General features: G+C 43.6%; 15 protein-coding genes and 1 tRNA gene. 10 read left to right on the top strand and 6 right to left on the bottom strand.

The window, feature by feature from the left end:
* Positions 1 to 6: 6 nt before the first annotated feature.
* The 7 genes from ACR64G_RS08820 (at position 7) to ACR64G_RS08790 (ending at position 6755) form a co-directional block, all read left to right on the top strand.
* Positions 7 to 255 (top strand): heavy-metal-associated domain-containing protein, encoded by a 249-nt coding sequence (locus ACR64G_RS08820; protein WP_435978931.1) that lies wholly within the window; start codon positions 7 to 9, stop codon positions 253 to 255.
* Between the two features lie 124 nt (positions 256 to 379).
* Positions 380 to 604 carry a heavy-metal-associated domain-containing protein gene (locus tag ACR64G_RS08815; protein ID WP_435978930.1) on the top strand — a complete coding sequence of 75 codons (225 nt, stop codon included), beginning with the start codon at positions 380 to 382 and terminating at the stop codon, positions 602 to 604.
* Positions 605 to 802: 198 nt separating this feature from the next.
* Positions 803 to 3148: a heavy metal translocating P-type ATPase gene (locus tag ACR64G_RS08810; RefSeq protein WP_435978929.1), complete on the top strand. Its 2346-nt coding sequence runs from the start codon at positions 803 to 805 to the stop codon at positions 3146 to 3148.
* Between the two features lie 234 nt (positions 3149 to 3382).
* Positions 3383 to 4699, top strand: coding sequence for a phosphopyruvate hydratase (gene eno, locus ACR64G_RS08805; RefSeq protein ID WP_435978928.1), 1317 nt, complete (start codon positions 3383 to 3385; stop codon positions 4697 to 4699).
* A gap of 98 nt (positions 4700 to 4797) precedes the next feature.
* Entirely contained in the window at positions 4798 to 5106 is a 309-nt protein-coding gene (locus ACR64G_RS08800) for an FtsB family cell division protein (RefSeq protein WP_435978927.1), read from the top strand.
* Positions 5107 to 5151: 45 nt separating this feature from the next.
* Positions 5152 to 5889 carry a 2-C-methyl-D-erythritol 4-phosphate cytidylyltransferase gene (ispD, locus tag ACR64G_RS08795; protein WP_435978926.1) on the top strand — a complete coding sequence of 246 codons (738 nt, stop codon included), beginning with the start codon at positions 5152 to 5154 and terminating at the stop codon, positions 5887 to 5889.
* A 254-nt stretch (positions 5890 to 6143) separates the two neighbouring features.
* Positions 6144 to 6755 carry a BLUF domain-containing protein gene (locus tag ACR64G_RS08790; protein ID WP_435980693.1) on the top strand — a complete coding sequence of 204 codons (612 nt, stop codon included), beginning with the start codon at positions 6144 to 6146 and terminating at the stop codon, positions 6753 to 6755.
* A 133-nt stretch (positions 6756 to 6888) separates the two neighbouring features.
* On the opposite strand, the gene ACR64G_RS08785 is transcribed toward ACR64G_RS08790, so the two are convergent.
* The 4 genes from ACR64G_RS08785 to pyrC all read right to left on the bottom strand — a co-directional run bounded on the left by ACR64G_RS08785 (position 6889) and on the right by pyrC (position 9442).
* Positions 6889 to 6964 (bottom strand) — tRNA-Glu (locus tag ACR64G_RS08785).
* Between the two features lie 53 nt (positions 6965 to 7017).
* Complete coding sequence (locus ACR64G_RS08780) at positions 7018 to 7215, bottom strand: hypothetical protein (protein ID WP_435978925.1); 198 nt, start codon at positions 7213 to 7215, stop codon at positions 7018 to 7020.
* Between the two features lie 305 nt (positions 7216 to 7520).
* Positions 7521 to 8183 carry a ribonuclease T gene (gene rnt / locus ACR64G_RS08775; protein WP_435980692.1) on the bottom strand — a complete coding sequence of 221 codons (663 nt, stop codon included), beginning with the start codon at positions 8181 to 8183 and terminating at the stop codon, positions 7521 to 7523.
* Between the two features lie 182 nt (positions 8184 to 8365).
* Entirely contained in the window at positions 8366 to 9442 is a 1077-nt protein-coding gene (pyrC, locus tag ACR64G_RS08770; protein WP_435978924.1) for a dihydroorotase, read from the bottom strand.
* A 308-nt stretch (positions 9443 to 9750) separates the two neighbouring features.
* Between pyrC and ACR64G_RS08765 the strand changes: the two genes are divergently transcribed.
* Positions 9751 to 10989 (top strand): argininosuccinate synthase, encoded by a 1239-nt coding sequence (locus ACR64G_RS08765; protein ID WP_435978923.1) that lies wholly within the window; start codon positions 9751 to 9753, stop codon positions 10987 to 10989.
* Between the two features lie 99 nt (positions 10990 to 11088).
* Here ACR64G_RS08765 and ACR64G_RS08760 read toward each other — a convergent pair whose 3' ends face one another.
* Positions 11089 to 12279 (bottom strand): hypothetical protein, encoded by a 1191-nt coding sequence (locus tag ACR64G_RS08760; RefSeq protein ID WP_435978922.1) that lies wholly within the window; start codon positions 12277 to 12279, stop codon positions 11089 to 11091.
* Between the two features lie 152 nt (positions 12280 to 12431).
* Here ACR64G_RS08760 and ACR64G_RS08755 point away from each other — a divergent pair, with 152 nt between their 5' ends.
* Positions 12432 to 12941, top strand: a complete 510-nt coding sequence (locus tag ACR64G_RS08755; protein WP_435978921.1) for a L,D-transpeptidase family protein — start codon at positions 12432 to 12434, stop codon at positions 12939 to 12941.
* A 67-nt stretch (positions 12942 to 13008) separates the two neighbouring features.
* Here the strand turns inward: ACR64G_RS08755 and ACR64G_RS08750 are convergent, their stop codons facing one another.
* On the bottom strand, positions 13009 to 14535 hold the full coding sequence (locus tag ACR64G_RS08750) for a CHAD domain-containing protein (RefSeq protein WP_435978920.1): 1527 nt from the start codon (positions 14533 to 14535) through the stop codon (positions 13009 to 13011).
* Positions 14536 to 14693: 158 nt separating this feature from the next.
* Here ACR64G_RS08750 and ACR64G_RS08745 point away from each other — a divergent pair, with 158 nt between their 5' ends.
* Positions 14694 to 15875: a DUF4349 domain-containing protein gene (locus ACR64G_RS08745; protein ID WP_435978919.1), complete on the top strand. Its 1182-nt coding sequence runs from the start codon at positions 14694 to 14696 to the stop codon at positions 15873 to 15875.
* The last annotated feature ends 174 nt before the right edge of the window (positions 15876 to 16049 follow it).

Below are 16049 nucleotides of genomic sequence, written 5' to 3'. Positions count from 1 at the left end.
TAAGTCATGGCGATTAAGATGGCAAAGGTCAGTATCGAAAATATCAATGATGCTAAGGGGTTAGAGAGCGTGACGACCGCACTACAGAATATCACTGGGGTCACAGCGATTGAACTTGATGCCGAGAGTAGTACCGTGCTCATAGCCTATGAGGATACCGACACTAGCATTCATGCCTTTACAGCCGCGATCAGTATGGTGGACTATGTGACGCAGCCATTCCCAGTTGATGCGCCGCAAAATCCTAATAATTAATAGTTTAGTGCTTATTTACCAAACTCAGTTGATGTTAGCGCTTATATCGCTTAGGGTGTAAGGGTATTAGCTTATCCTAAGATAATAGTAAACCGTCATTGAGTCAAGCAAAAAGGAGCTTAGCATGACACATCAAACTCGAATTATCAAAATAGATGGTATGACCTGCGAGAAATGCGTAGAGAGTGTACACGGCGTAACCACTGAGCTTGAAGGTTTACTCAGTATGACGGTTGAGCTACCCACCAATCAAGCAACGGTCACCTTTGATGACACTATGACCAGCGCAGAAGACATTGCTTCGGTCATTACTGAAGGTGGTTTTGACGCTAGAGTAGCTAACTCGTAATTCTAGAGCACGCCCCTAGAACCAGCTATTACGGCTGGTTTTTTTGATGGTTATTTTTACTTTATATTAGGTTTAGGTCATTTTGTGTTAATAGAGGTTTATTCACTTGCATTGGTATTAATAGCAACCATCTCATTGCTATATTATATTTTTTAGTATAGTAATATATTCCTATAAATAGTATGACGAGTTTTATCTATGACTGATTCTAGTACCGCAACTGATTCTAACTATGAGGCCAGCAATGAGGTTAGCGCCGATATTGAGTCAAACACTCAGCAAGCGCCGCAGCGTGCGCACCTGCAATTGGCGATCGATGGCATGTCGTGCCAAGCCTGTGCGTCTCGAATTGAGAAGGTATTAGATAAAAAGCCATCAATCTATGAGGTCAGCGTCAACTTTGCAAGCGAAACTGCCAATGTCGACTATAACCCTACCGAGACAACGCCCGAAGAAGTCACAGAATGGGTCAACAAGACGGGCTTTGTCGCCAATCTACAAGCAGGTGATGCTCTATTTGCTCAGAATGATGAGGACGCTGCAGGCAGCAGACCATGGCGGCTTATTGGGCTTTGGATCTGTCTTGTACCGTTTTTGGTGGGCATGGTAGGCATGTTGATGGGACAAGGCATGTCGTGGATGCCGCCTGTTTGGATACAGTTTATCTTGGCGACGATCGTCCAGTTCGGTTTCGCACAGCCTTTTTATAGTAGTGCATGGGCATCTGTTAAAGGTGGCCTTGCCAATATGGATGTATTAGTAGTCATCGGCACAGTCACTATTTGGGCATACTCCACTTATCTATGGTTGACGCATGGTGATGGTAGCTTAGCTGGTCTTTTGTCTATCAAAGGTCATGGCTCTGGTGTTTATTTTGAAGCAGGGGTAATGGTTATTGCCTTTGTACGGACGGGTAAATATTTAGAGGAGCGCACCAAAAAGAGAAGTCTAAATAGTATTGATTTATTACTATCGCTCACCCCAGATGAGGTTGAGTTGCAACAAGCTAATGGTGACTTTCACAATGTCGCCCTAACAGACGTGCAAATTGGTGATATTTTGCGCGCGAAACAAGGTAGCCGCGTGGCGACAGATGGCGCTGTCGTTGACGGTAGCGGCTGGTGCGTTGAAGGACATCTAACAGGGGAGTCGGTACCGCTCAAAAAAGAGCGCGGCGATACCTTGCTGGCAGGCGCTCTAGTTGAGAACGGCAGTCTGCTCTATCGCGTCAGCGCAAAGGGTAGCGATACTAAACTTGGCGACATGGTACAAGCGCTTAGCGACGCTCAAGGCTCAAAGGCCAAGCTGGCTCGCCTTGCAGACAGAGTTACCGCTATTTTTGTACCTGTCGTTGTAGCGATTGCGATAGTAACTTTTGTGCTCACGTGGTGGTTCACAGGTAGGGTCGATACAGCACTTATGCATGCGGTGTCCGTATTAGTTATCGCCTGTCCTTGCGCGTTAGGTCTTGCCACGCCCGCTGCTATTATGGCGGGTATGGGCGTGGCAGCGCGTCATGGCGTCTGGTTCAAAGACGCGCAAAGTCTGGAGGCTGCTGGTGACATAGACACGGTCGTACTGGATAAAACAGGCACGTTAACAATAGGCAAACCCGTCATGGTCGATCACGTCATGGTTGACAAATCATTGGCAGTCGATGATGTGTTACAGCTTGCGGCGAGTATTGAGGCTCATGCCAGTCATCCACTGGCGACGGCCCTTATCAATGTGGCTATAGAGCGCAATCTGTCATTATTAGACGTGACTGACGTTAGCGTAATCAAAGGCGCCGGTATTCAGGCCAATATTGCAGGCTTAGGACTAGTAAAAGTAGGGACGGTCGCGTTCGCTGAGTTAAATCTACCTAAGCATATGCCCAAAGTTTGGAGTATCGCCAGTACGGTTGCCGTCAGTATCAATGATGAACCGCTTGGCGCTTTTGCACTAGCTGACGATCTAAAAGACGATACGCCGCAAGCGATTGCTGCCTTACAAGCAGCTGATATTGATGTGGTGCTAATGAGCGGCGACAAGCAGTCTGTGGTTGATCATGTGGCAGGACAACTGGGTATCATCAAAGCGTATGGCGCTATGAGTCCACGTGACAAAGCCAGTCAAATCTCCAAACTCCAAGCGCCAGGTCACAAAGTGGCAATGGCAGGTGATGGCGTCAACGACGCGCCCGCTATGGCAACCGCCGATGCCAGTTTCGCTATGTTTGAGGGTACTGATGTGGCACAGCATAGTGCTTCTGCGCGGTTAATGGGCGAGTCGCTTATGCATATCGATGCAGCACAAAAGATCGCTCAGGCAACGGTTCGTAATATCAAACAGAACTTATTTTTTGCTTTTATTTATAATTGCTTAGGTATTCCCTTGGCCGCTTTTGGATTTTTGAACCCGATGATAGCAGCCGCGGCGATGGCGCTAAGTTCTATATCTGTCTTACTAAATGCCCTACGATTGACCCAATTTAAAACTAAGGTTGAGCTGACCAATACGGTATCGGATGCCAGTGCTAAGGTGAATACTAGCAAGCCATAAGCCATAGACGCTCAACATTTAAAATTATAAAATCTCGCTTAGTTAGTATTCATTGTAGTGCATGAAATTTGCTAATTTAATCGCCCGTTATGGTTTCCAAGATGGGCGATGTTTGGCAGAATTTATGCTATGATGCCAAGCATTATTACCGATTTTATCCATATCTATAGCTCGTTTTTCTTGACCCTTTTTTATCCAACAAACTTGGCATGACCAAAGGAATGATTAGACATTATGTACGCTGAAGAAACCACTAACGACATTGCTATCAAAGACATCCGTGCTCGTGAAATTTTGGACTCACGAGGTAACCCAACGATTGAAGCTGATGTAATCTTAGCTGATGGAACTATTGGCCGTGCAGCTGCGCCAAGTGGCGCCTCAACGGGTTCGCGTGAAGCGCTAGAGCTACGTGATGGCGACAAAGATCGTTATATGGGTCGCGGCGTCAAAAAAGCAGTTGCCAACGTTAACAGTCAAATTCGTAGCGCCTTGATGGACAAAGATGTGACCGAGCAGCAAGCCATAGATGACGCAATGATTGCACTTGATGGCACTGAAAATAAAGACAATTTGGGCGCAAACGCTATGCTGGCAGTGTCACTCGCTGTTGCTAAAGCTGCCGCAAAATCTCAAAGTTTGCCCTTGCATCAGTATATCGCAAACCTGCGTAATCAGACGTCACTGACGATGCCAGTTCCGATGATGAACATCATCAACGGCGGCGAGCACGCTGATAACACGGTTGATATCCAAGAGTTTATGATTGAGCCTGTTGGCTTTACTAGTTTCTCAGAAGCATTGCGCGCAGGTACAGAGATCTTTCATAGCCTAAAATCAGTACTTAGATCACAAGGCCTAAACACTGCTGTCGGTGATGAAGGCGGTTTTGCTCCTGATCTGCGTAGTAACGAAGAGGCCATTACCGTTATCATGCAGGCAATTGAACAAGTGGGTTACACGGCTGGCAAGGACATCTATCTTGCTCTTGATTGCGCCGCTACTGAATTCTACAAAGACGGTCAATATGTATTGGCAGGTGAGGGCAATAAGTCTTTTGACAGTCAAGGATTTTCTGATTACCTCGTTGGTCTTACGCGTCAGTATCCGATTATTTCTATCGAGGACGGTCTTGATGAGTCTGATTGGGAGGGCTGGAAATATCTAACCGAACAAATCGGTGACAAAGTCCAACTGGTCGGTGATGACCTATTTGTCACCAATCCTGCCATCTTGCAAGAAGGCATCGACAAGCATATTGCCAATGCTATTTTGATTAAGTTTAATCAGATTGGTACCTTATCAGAGACGCTCGATGCGATTTATCTAGCGAAGAAAAACGGCTATGCCACGATCATCTCGCATCGCTCAGGTGAGACTGAAGATAGTACGATTGCAGATTTAGCAGTGGGTACTGCTGCCGGTCAAATCAAGACCGGCTCACTTTGTCGCTCAGATCGTGTTGCCAAATACAACCAGCTACTGCGTATTGAGCAGCAAATTCGTGCCAGTTATCGCGGCGCTGATGAATTCATTGGCTTACGTGGTTAGCTCTCTTGATAGCACCGAGCAGTATGCGACTTGTCAATAAGTTCACATACTGCTCATCTCTACTTCTACTCCCATTCAATTCTTTTAGTGCTCATATTATGAAATACTTCAGCCAGTTTATATTACTAGCTTTTGCAGTCGCAGTATTGATGGGTCTACAGTATCAATATTGGCTGGGTGAAAATGGTCGTTTTGAACACAATAAGCTGCGAGCTGAGATTAGCAATCAGCAGCAGCTTAATGATAATCAGGTTGCGGCCAATAATTTGCTACGAACAGACGTGAGCGATCTAAAAAACGGCCTAGAAGCGGTAGAGGAACATGCACGTTTAGATTTGGGTTTGATTAAACCTAATGAGACCTTTGTACAGGTATCTACAGCACCAACGACGCATAGCCGTTATTAATTCACAGTATCTATAGCCCATTAGCTATTCACTCGAATCTCTATCATGAATAAAACCCCTCAAGTACATGCCATGATCGTCGCCGCTGGTCGCGGTAGTCGCTTTGGTGCATCCGTACCCAAACAATATATCGTTATCGACGGTCAAACACTACTACAGCATAGCATTGCGCGGCTATCAAAGAGCGATGAGATCGCAGAATGTTTGCTTGTGATCGCATCAGATGATGATACTGCAAAGGGTCTGAGTTTTGATTTACCGACTTGGTTTACAGTAGGAGGCTCTGAGCGCTGGCAATCAGTTAGCGCGGGGGTAGAAGCTATCATCAGTAAAGGTGCCCGCGATGATGATCTTATCCTGATTCATGACGCAGCGCGTCCTACGGTACCGCTTGTAGATATAAATAAAGTCATCGAAACTGCCAAGACTGAATTATATGGTGCTATTTTAGCTACGCCGGTGGCAGATACTCTAAAACAAGCCCAACCTCAAGATCAGGGTAATCATAAAGAATCAACCCATTATATTGCGCGCACTATTGATCGTGAAAACATTTGGCAAGCGCAGACTCCGCAAGTATTCCGAGTCAGTGAGCTAAAAAATGTATTGGATTATATCTCTCATCACAATCTTAGTATCACTGACGAAGCAAGCGCTTTTGAGCATTTGGATCTGCCCATTTGTCTCGTTGCAGGTAGCCGCCAAAACATCAAACTTACCTTTGCAGATGATGCTTTACTTGTATCGTCCATCATAAAATTACAAAAAATTTCTGAACTCTAATGACAAATGTCACGCTCTTGTCATCCAACGCACTCTACTATACTTAGTATTTATCAAGTGCACTCTCAATTGTATTGTTAATTATATCTATAAACGCTATATAAAAATTAAGTTTTGCTTTATTGACTAAAGTGGCCTATGATGTAACCAACTTAATACAATAAATATAAAGTACGTTAAATCAATAATTTAGAAGCAACTTTAATCGTTATTGTTTTACAAAATTAATAATAAGGAGAGGCTGATTGTCACCTGTGATTGATATGACAACTTCAGATACCAAAGATCTTTATCGGCTCGTATATATCAGTCGCATTACAACTGCTGGGCTTGTAGGCGCTAGCACACTTAATGATATCGCAAAGGTAGCAACAGAGAATAACGATGCTGACGACATAACAGGCATTCTTTGTTACGGTAATGGATATTTTTTTCAGTGTGTTGAAGGTCGAGAGCAAGACCTAACGAACTTAAAAAACCGCTTATTATTAGATGATCGTCATCGAGACTTGAAAATATTGGATTTTTCTGAGACTGTTGAGCGTCATTTCATGGGATGGTCTCTACGTTCTATTGTACTTGAACGCTGTATGGTCAAAGATCTTAGAATCAAAGCCCTGATGCCTTTTAAGCCTTATGATTGGAACTGTGATGAGCACCTTCAGTTTTTAGAGGTATTACATAACCTTTATGATGATCAAGGTAAAAAGGGCGGTATAGATACTCAGCCTGTCAAATATAGTGCCTTAGGCGTGACTTTGAGCAAAGTTGTTGGAGAGCATCAAGCTTTCTTTTTGATTCAGTCGGTATTGGCCATACTGGTTATTATGACTATACCTTGGCTATTAATGGCTGATAAATTCTAGGAAAATTTAAATAATAATGCTGACATTTATTGTCAGCTTTTTTAGGTGAAAAATCTGAAGTGAGCCAAAACAAAAAAACCTTTAAATTCTAATATGAATTTAAAGGTTTGAAAACTCTACGAGCTTTTATGTATGGCGTCCCCAGGGGGATTCGAACCCCCGTTACCGCCGTGAAAGGGCGGTGTCCTAGGCCTCTAGACGATGGGGACTAGGTACTACACCTTCAGCTGCTTTCACCATTTACGCTGAAGTGGTGCACATTCTAATAGCGTCTATGCTTACTGTCAAGCTTTTTTCGACGTTTTTTTAGCATCAAGTATCTTTTTTTGAGCGCGCGCCGTGGATGAAGGTTTTTGCGTTTGAGATGATAGCGAATCCATAGCGAAGTAATAGCACTAATTGTCAAGGCTAGTATCATATAGCCGATGATAGTACCCCATATCATGTAGTGTGGTTCCATAACGAAGTCCCTCTCGATAAGCTTGACGTCATTAACCATCAAGACTAGATGAGTGACTTAAATCATCTCTAGGATATTTTATAATCAGGATATTTTGTAATCTTAGTGATCAAAAATAGCGACCTGCTTATCAGCTGAATTCGAGATGGTAAAGTCATCAGTACATACTAAAGGTTTTATCAAAATTGATTATGGTCAAAAGGTTTTTAAGCTTTGAACCACAAATTAACTTTAGTCTTTGACTTATTAGTATCCATTAACATTGGCTGATAAACCAGTGCTCGTAAACTAAAATTACATGTTAATTATACTTGGTTGGCACTATCGTCTGAATCGGCGTTTGCATGTTCTGCGTGCAATGCATTTGGCAGCATAGGATAATGATTGAGAATATGACAGAACAGCTCAGCAGTCTTTTGCGTATCGTAGAGCGCTGAATGAGCATCGTTGCCATCAAAGTCAAGACCCGCCGCCTTACAAGCGCGCGCAAGCACTGTTTGACCAAAAGCGACTGCTGCGAGAGTCACCGTATCAAACACTGAGAACTGATGAAAAGGGTTGTTGTTTTTGCTATTGGTGCGTAGTACCGCAGCATTCAAAAAGTTTAAGTCAAAATGAGCATTATGACCAATGAGCACGCATTGGCGGCAATCTTCTGCTTTACGTACTTCTTTTAGACCTTTAAAGATACGTCGTAGCGCTGTTTTTTCGTCCTCAGCGATCGCTTTACGCATTGGGTTGTTTGGGTCAATACCTGTGAATTCTAAAGCACTCGGCTCTAGATTTGCTCCTGCAAAGGGTTCAATATGAGCATTCAATGCCTCCCCTGGATAAAACACGCCGTCTTTATTCAATAAGATAGGGATACAAGCTATCTCTAATAGTGCGTCGGTCTGCGCGTTGAACCCTGCGGTCTCAACATCAACGACGACGGGTAAAAACTTACGAAAGCGTTCTTTTAAAGTCATTGGTGATAAGGATTCTGTTGCTTCGCCGTCAGCTATCTCAGTGCTCGCTGCATCATTTTTGTCTTTAGTCTCACTAGCGTCCATCGTAGAAGCCTTTGTATTATTATCAAAAGAGCTATTATTTTGAGTGGTCATATCAGGTTACGTCACTTTTTATAAAGTATAGATAAATTAAGGCTTTACTATTTTAGCGACCAAGGAAGAGTCTCACCTGCCATAAGCGGCGTGAGTGACGAGCCATCAAAGTAAGGATAATCAGTGGGCACCTGCATTGGTGTTTTGATCATAGTAATGGTGTTCTCATTGACTGGTAATCCATAGAATTGTGGCCCGAAACGACTGGCAAAACCTTCTAACTTGTCTATCTTACCTACGCTATCAAAAGCCGTAGCGTATAGGGGCATAGCAATGGCTGCGCTATAGCAACCTGCACAGCCACAAGCATTCTCTTTTTTATCCGTAGCGTGCGGCGCTGAGTCTGTACCCAAAAAGAATTTTGGGTTGCCACTGGTGGCCACATCGAGCAGCACTTTTTGATGCTGTTCACGCTTTAGGATAGGCAAACAATAAAAATGTGGCTTGATGCCACCAAGCAGTAGATGATTACGATTGAACATCAAGTGCTGCGGCGTAATCGTCGCTGCAATGTGATTGCCTTGCGACAAAACGAAGTCAGCGGCATCGCTAGTCGTGATGTGCTCTAGTACAATCTTAAGCGTTGGAAATTTAATGATGACTTGAGCTAGTACGTCGTCCAAAAAGCGCTTTTCTCGATCAAAGATATCGACATGATCATCAGTCACTTCACCATGCAAAAGTAGCGGCAAGTCATACTTTTCGAGTGCTTCAAAGACATCCAAGCAGCCATTAATATCTGTAACGCCGTCAGCTGAGTTAGTAGTCGCACCAGCAGGATAGAGCTTCACAGCCTCGACGATACCTGATTTTGCAGCATCTTCGATGTCTTGTACGGTGGTATTATCGGTCAAATACAGCGTCATACGAGGATCAAAGCTGACTTTGCGCTCAGCACTTAACTCACTATCTTGCAAATGCTGCAAAATGCGCGTGCGATAGGCATGAGCTTGCTCAAAGGTTTTGACTGGAGGGACTAGGTTTGGCATACAGATGACGCGGTTGAAGCTTGCCGCTGCATGAGCGACAGTGGTCGCTAGCGCTTGGTTGTCTCGCAAGTGAATATGCCAATCATCTGGCTGCAAAAGGGTAATCTCTGTCATCGAATCAGTAGTCGGGTTCATAGCACTCTATAATAAAATACGAAAATTAAAGTAAGTAGGGGCTGATAGTGTCGCAGTGCTGTCATAGTAACAGATTTGCTAGCATGACTAAATATACACACTGGCATCTGTACATAATTCGTTGCGTATTTGAGGCAAAACCGCCAAAATTAAGCTCTAATGAGAGCTAAAAAGCAGCTTAGCACAGTGTTACTTTTGCCCGTAGCAATTATGATGTACACTGAGCGTCTTATTGACTGATCAATCCCTGATATTATTTCTTACTCTCAATTCTTTTTATTCTCAATCCATTGTAATAGGAGTTATTTATGGCTCAGCTCGATCCCAAAAATATTAATAAGATTGTACTCGCTTATTCTGGTGGCCTTGATACCTCAATCATCGCCAAATGGCTACAAGAAACCTATGATGCTGAAGTCATTACCTTTACCGCTGACATCGGCCAAGGTGAAGAGGTTGAGCCTGCACGCGCCAAAGCGCAAGCAATGGGCATCAAACATATTCATATCGAAGATTTGCGCGAAGAGTTCGCTCGCGATTATGTGTTTCCTATGTTCCGTGCCAATGCTATCTACGAAGGGGAGTACTTATTAGGTACTTCTATCGCACGTCCACTAATCGCCAAGCGCTTGGTTGAGATTGCAAAAGAACACAACGCCGATGCGATAAGCCATGGCGCAACGGGTAAAGGTAATGACCAAGTACGCTTCGAGCTCGGTGCGGTTGCGCTGTCACCAGATGTGGTAACGATTGCGCCTTGGCGTGAGTGGGATTTATCGAGCCGTGAAAGCTTGATGAAATATGCTGAAGAACATGATATCGCCATCGATTATGCAGGCAACAAGACCAAGTCTCCTTATTCGATGGATGCCAACCTGCTACACATCTCCTATGAAGGCGGTATTCTAGAAGACCCGTATGCCGAGGCAGAAGACGATATGTGGCGCTGGTCAGTGAGTCCAGAACAAGCTCCAGATAAAGCGCAGTACATGGATTTAGAATACAAAAAAGGTGATATCGTTGCCATTGACGGCGAAACCCTCAAGCCTTATGAGATTATGATTAAGCTTAATGAGATTGGTGGTCAGCACGGTATTGGACGCTTAGATATCGTCGAAAACCGTTACGTTGGCATGAAGTCACGTGGTTGTTACGAGACGCCAGCGGGCACGATCATGCTAAAAGCACATCGCGGCATTGAATCGTTGACACTAGATCGAGAGGCTGCGCATCTAAAAGATGAGCTAATGCCGCGCTACGCTAAGATTATCTATAACGGTTATTGGTTCAGTCCTGAGCGCATGATGCTTCAAGCGATGATCGATAAATCACAAGAATACGTCAACGGTACGGTACGTGTGAAGCTATACAAAGGCAGCGTAAGCGTTGTCGGTCGTAAGTCAGATGATTCGTTATTCGATGAAAAAATCGCGACTTTTGAAGATGATGCGGGTGCCTATGATCAAAAAGACGCCGAAGGCTTTATCCGCCTAAATGGTCTGCGTTTGGCTATTGAGGCGAGCCGTGGTCGCGACTTATCAAAATAAGATAAATATGTAGAATTACCATAGATAAAAAAGAGGCGCTACTTCTGTAGCGCCTCTTTTTGCGTTTTAACAACAAATCATTATACGTGTACAGTGGACTTAATGATCAGCGTCTTTATTAACTTCTACGATAGCCACTTCTTGTTGTATGACGTTAGCTTTATTTTTTATTGTAACTGCTTTAGAGGTACTCGTATTTAGCGCAGATTGCTTTGCCTGATATTTAATCATGGCTAGAGCGCCAAGGATAGCAATGACTAAAAGGGTAATCCAAATAACGGGGTTTTTCCAAAGTGGGTATGGTTTATCGAATCGAGTAGACTTCTCTTTAGTCGTGGCAGTTGCACCACCCTCATGACCACCTAGCAATGCCAAGCTCACAAACGGCGGCGTAGGGGCACTTATAGGCTCCGATGTGATACGTAAACGGTTGCGACTCAAATAAATATCAGAGATTTTTGCCAGTTGCAATAACCAGCGCTGGTGCGGTAGCGCAATGGCGGGCATAGGCTCAAACATAAGCATGTCATCATGCTGATCACGCTGAGTGTTTTCAGCTGAGCGCCCAATGGCTTTGAGATAATTGGAGGTCGCTTGCTGCATATCTTGTACTGGCGTTATCTGAGTACTATCAAAACCTGATATTTGATACCAATAGGTATTGAACGGTGGTATCGATCGCAAGTTTCCGCTCGCCTTGCTAACCTGCGAATTTAATAGTGTCGAATCTACTGGTACGCTGTTTTTATTGTTTTCAGTATTGTCTATTTGATTAAAACGCGCCGCTGTCAAAAACTGAGGCTGCAACGCAAACCATTTATCTAGCTCCTCGCTATCCAATTGACTGTATTCTGTTAAGATAGCCAGTTCGCGTACAACGAGGGCGCAAAGTGAAGTCAATAAAGTATTGACCTTTATGTTCGTGCTATCAATTTGAGTAGCGATAGTTGTACAAGCTTTTTCGATAGTTGCATTATCCAAAAAGATAGCGTCAGCGATATCATGACGATGATAGAGTGTCGCTTTGATTGTTTCAAAGTTCATAGAGTTATATTGACGAAGCTCTTTAATTGCACTGCGTCCAAACAGTTTTTTATTAACGGCCTGACCATTATGACGCTGATGATAGGCGAGCAAAGCGCTGACAATAGCTTGTAAGCTTGCTGTAGTAGCGAGGCGTGCCTGTGATAAAGATAACGCCGCTGTGTCAGCTAGTAAGGGGACTATGGGCTGAGTATCTTGATATAGAAAATCATACATCGACACGCTGGTCGGTGAAATAGTCGTCATAATCTGCTAGCATCAAAAATGTACAACCATATTACGGTGCTAGAGAGCCTGATACAATCCCTTGGCATAGATTTTGTTGCCTATCACTCACTTTAGTAGTTGACTCACTACACTATACCTAAGCGATACCTTTACCCTATTGGATCATAACGATGACTAACAAAAGAGTTACGAGCCTTTTAATCACTATAAGAACGCAGACGTTAGCCTTGTATAGTAATGACGCTATTATCAAGCAGTATGCGATTTCTACTGGCAAGAACGGGATAGGTAGCCGACAAGACAGCGGTTGTACCCCGCTTGGTCAGCACATCATCGCTCAAAAAATAGGCGGTAATGAGCCTAGTCACGCGGTATTCATCGGTCGTGTACCAACGGGCGAAATTTATAACGCAAGTCTTGGCGCTCAGTTTCCCAAACGTGATTGGATACTCAGCCGTATTTTATGGCTAAGTGGTCTTGAGGAAGGTATTAACAAAGGATGCAATGATCAAGGCGGCTGCGATACTTTCGATCGTTATATCTACATTCATGGAACACCTGATAGCGAGCCTATGGGAGCGCCTTATTCTCACGGCTGTATTCGAATGCGTAACGATGAGATCATCGAGCTATTTGAGCTAGTACAAGAGGGTACACCAGTAACGATCGTAGAAAGTTAACAATGTTAAATAAAAATAAAGAGACAGCTCATAGATATAGAGCTGTCTCTTTTAGGATTGAATAAATTTACCAAAACGTCGCTTGGTTTCGAACCTTAGATAGACGCTTGTCACAACGTTTATTATCTTTGACTAGTTTGGCGGCGAACCAGCCAGCACCATACAGCGCTTGACTATCTATCGCTGATTTGTCCTGATAGCGCTGTTGATACTGACGGTGATTGCGATACCGTCCTGATGCTTTTTGCGCTTTTATCAGATGCTTTAGCCAGCGCTTACTTTTCTTTTTTGAATACAAAGACGCTGCAAATTCGCTTATGTAAAGTAGATCTTTTATACGGCGACGTACCCTATGTAGTGTCTCATCCTCAGTAGTGTCCAATCTTGGGTCCTGCTCTACTTTTAGTAACTTAGTGTGATACTTATAGAGGGTTTTTGGTAGTTTATCAATTGCAGGTTTATTTGCTCTTGATTCGATACTAGCATCACTCATCGTAAACTCAATCAGCTCAAGCAAAGTCAGCTGGAAGTCATTGGCGCGCACCGTATCGATAGGGGTTATCTTGATCTTATTGGTTTCTGTCTCCCAGTCCACCTGTGGAGCACCTTGCGCGACCAGCTCAGGCTCTATATGAGAGGTCAACTGCGTTAAATCGTGATAATCCCCAAGCAGATTTTGCGTCTGCTTAAGGATGGGTAGCCATTCAGGATTGATGTATTCTGAGTATTTTTTAAATGCTTTTAGGACTGCGCGCAAACGACGAATGCCAATACGTAGTTGTAAAACATGCTCATCATCCATGCTACCTGCTACGATAGCGCTACTGCTGGGCAATATTTGTAGCAGGCAGTTGTGAACTGCGGCGCGTACAAACGCAGGCATACTAGTACTCTTGTCAATATTAAAATGTCTAAAATTAGCTTTAGCTGCTGGGCTATGTGCTTGTCCTGTTAACAGTAACCCGCCACGCTCTGCTTTGGTTACCGTCGATAAGCACAGCTTGTGACGTTTGCACCATGTTTTGGTTGTCGCAAACAAAAACGCTAACTCTCCTGATAGTAGCTCAAACTCAATCTCTTGAATAGGACAGCGATTTTTGCTGCCACTAATAATCTCACCACTATCATAAGCAAGCTCGATAATATTCTTGTTATCAGTATGATCATTATCTGTAGCTTCTAGCAGACGCGTCGTACGCATCACATCAGTGACGTACTGACCAATCAGTTTTTTGCTTAGTTTTTTGAGATCAAAGTTGGCTAACAAAGGCTCAATCGATGTGCCTTGATACAAGGTCAAATCTGGCAATAGAGCGTCTGCCGCTAGCATAAGCTGAACTTGCTCTTTAGCCAATGGCGCATTATGCTCTACTCGCGCTGCAATGCCATCGCCACCTGCCTTGATGGTTTGAACCCAGCTTTCACCTTCACGTCGAATACGTAGACCAATACCTGCCTTGGCTAATATTTGCTCGGGCGTGTCAAAGTAATAGGCGGCTAGAGGTGTTTTTTTTGAGGACTGAACCTCGGTTTGATGTACCAGACCTTTTAGGCGTGATTGCGGTATCAAAAATTTCAATTCTATCTCTTGCATTCTCTTATTCCATACAGCTTATGTTGTCGCCATCGTATGAGAGCTACTAGACGATGACAAGTAAAATTTTGACATTAATTCGCTTGTGCTATAAGGGTATACTTCTGAGCAATATTCGTTATAATTTATTCAATTCATTCAACAAAAGTAATCTTATAATGATTTATGTCCCTCTAGAAGAATCTACAGATAGTAAAGATCTTACGAAGACCTCTCTTACAATAAAAGTATTTAAAGCAAAACACGTTTATAGTTTATTGCTATTAGGATCATTTGCGCTGATAAGCGGTTGCGACTCATCGTCTGAATATGAGAGTGGCGCACAGATGGAGTCTATTCAGTCGACTGAGCAGGCCGCCGAACCCCAAACGTTAGACAATAGCTCATCTAACGTGTTGGAGGTTGATAATTTATCGAATACTAGTGAGCAGACATTAGGCAGTCAAACCGCAGACATTCAGATCGCAGGCAAGAAGCTTTTGGTCACCGCTAGTGCCAACTTCAAGGTGAAAGACGTAATCAAAAGTAGCAATGCGATTGAGAGTCTGACGCGCCAGCAGGGCGGTTATGTGGCACTTAGCGATATTAGTAATAACCCGCAGGACAGTCGTAGCTTTGTGCAAGGCGATAAAAACATTACTATAACGACTTACTATCGTCAGGCAGAGATGATCGTTCGCGTACCTCGCGTGAATGTCACCACATTCTTGGATCAAGTTCAGCAGCAAGTGGTCTTTTTAAACGAGCATCAGTTTAGCGCGCAAGACGTTACTCTAGATATCTATCGTGAGCAGCTGGCAGGTCAGCTCAATAACGATATGGCGCAGGAGCTGGGTCAACAGCGTCTTAATAGCGATGATGACAAGGATCAAAGTAGCAATGTAGATGCTATCACCGCGACCTATGCAGCTCGGCGTCAGCAAGAGCTTGCGCAGCTTGAGCGCATGGACATTGAAGATAAAGTCAAATACAGTACTATCAATCTGACCTTTGCACAGCCTGATATTAGTTATAATGAAATAACCCAAAACCTAGAGGTGCTCGTAGATGCTGAGCAACCAAGCTTTGGTGAGCAAGTACAGCAAGCCTTTAAAGAGGGCTGGGAGATGCTGCGAGCTGTCGCCCTAGGTATTATTCAGCTATGGTGGCTAGTGGTTCTCGCTAGTGTCTTTTATCTTATCTATAGGCTTATCAAAGCGCTATACCGCAAGATTTTTGGACACAGACCCATTGTGAGCGCTACCAAACGCAAAGAATGGTTTGAAGAGGAAAATAAAGATATCATTATGAATAAGAACGAGCCTAAAAATCGTAACGATAAAGACGACAAGCTTATATAGTTTTGCTAGACGTAGCATTTGCAAAAAGCACTTCATGAAAAGCTTTTGTTAGTGCCAAATTATTTAGCCCACAAAAAAAGCCGCCCTACATATAATGTAGGGCGGCTTTTTATTTTAGACATTTAGCTTAGTATTTGGAGTTCTATTTGTTGAGACTCCATGTCTAAGACTTAG

This window comes from Psychrobacter sp. DM4 (assembly GCF_051307035.1).
Lineage (GTDB): Bacteria > Pseudomonadota > Gammaproteobacteria > Pseudomonadales > Moraxellaceae > Psychrobacter.
Note: the sequence above shows the minus strand (reverse complement) of the source record. Positions and strands in the feature narration are given on the sequence as shown.

Bases quoted from the DNA above. Each gene is read 5' to 3' on its own strand.
- ispD (WP_435978926.1), top strand. From the start codon at position 5,152: ATGAATAAAACCCCTCAAGTACATGCCATGATCGTCGCCGCTGGTCGC.
- ACR64G_RS08780 (WP_435978925.1), bottom strand. From the start codon at position 7,215: ATGGAACCACACTACATGATATGGGGTACTATCATCGGCTATATGATA.
- ACR64G_RS08760 (WP_435978922.1), bottom strand. From the start codon at position 12,279: ATGACGACTATTTCACCGACCAGCGTGTCGATGTATGATTTTCTATAT.
- pyrC (WP_435978924.1), bottom strand. From the start codon at position 9,442: ATGAACCCGACTACTGATTCGATGACAGAGATTACCCTTTTGCAGCCA.
- ACR64G_RS08810 (WP_435978929.1), top strand. From the start codon at position 803: ATGACTGATTCTAGTACCGCAACTGATTCTAACTATGAGGCCAGCAAT.
- ACR64G_RS08755 (WP_435978921.1), top strand. From the start codon at position 12,432: ATGACTAACAAAAGAGTTACGAGCCTTTTAATCACTATAAGAACGCAG.
- ACR64G_RS08820 (WP_435978931.1), top strand. From the start codon at position 7: ATGGCGATTAAGATGGCAAAGGTCAGTATCGAAAATATCAATGATGCT.
- ACR64G_RS08800 (WP_435978927.1), top strand. From the start codon at position 4,798: ATGAAATACTTCAGCCAGTTTATATTACTAGCTTTTGCAGTCGCAGTA.
- rnt (WP_435980692.1), bottom strand. From the start codon at position 8,183: ATGACTTTAAAAGAACGCTTTCGTAAGTTTTTACCCGTCGTCGTTGAT.
- eno (WP_435978928.1), top strand. From the start codon at position 3,383: ATGTACGCTGAAGAAACCACTAACGACATTGCTATCAAAGACATCCGT.
- ACR64G_RS08745 (WP_435978919.1), top strand. From the start codon at position 14,694: ATGATTTATGTCCCTCTAGAAGAATCTACAGATAGTAAAGATCTTACG.
- ACR64G_RS08750 (WP_435978920.1), bottom strand. From the start codon at position 14,535: ATGCAAGAGATAGAATTGAAATTTTTGATACCGCAATCACGCCTAAAA.
- ACR64G_RS08815 (WP_435978930.1), top strand. From the start codon at position 380: ATGACACATCAAACTCGAATTATCAAAATAGATGGTATGACCTGCGAG.
- ACR64G_RS08765 (WP_435978923.1), top strand. From the start codon at position 9,751: ATGGCTCAGCTCGATCCCAAAAATATTAATAAGATTGTACTCGCTTAT.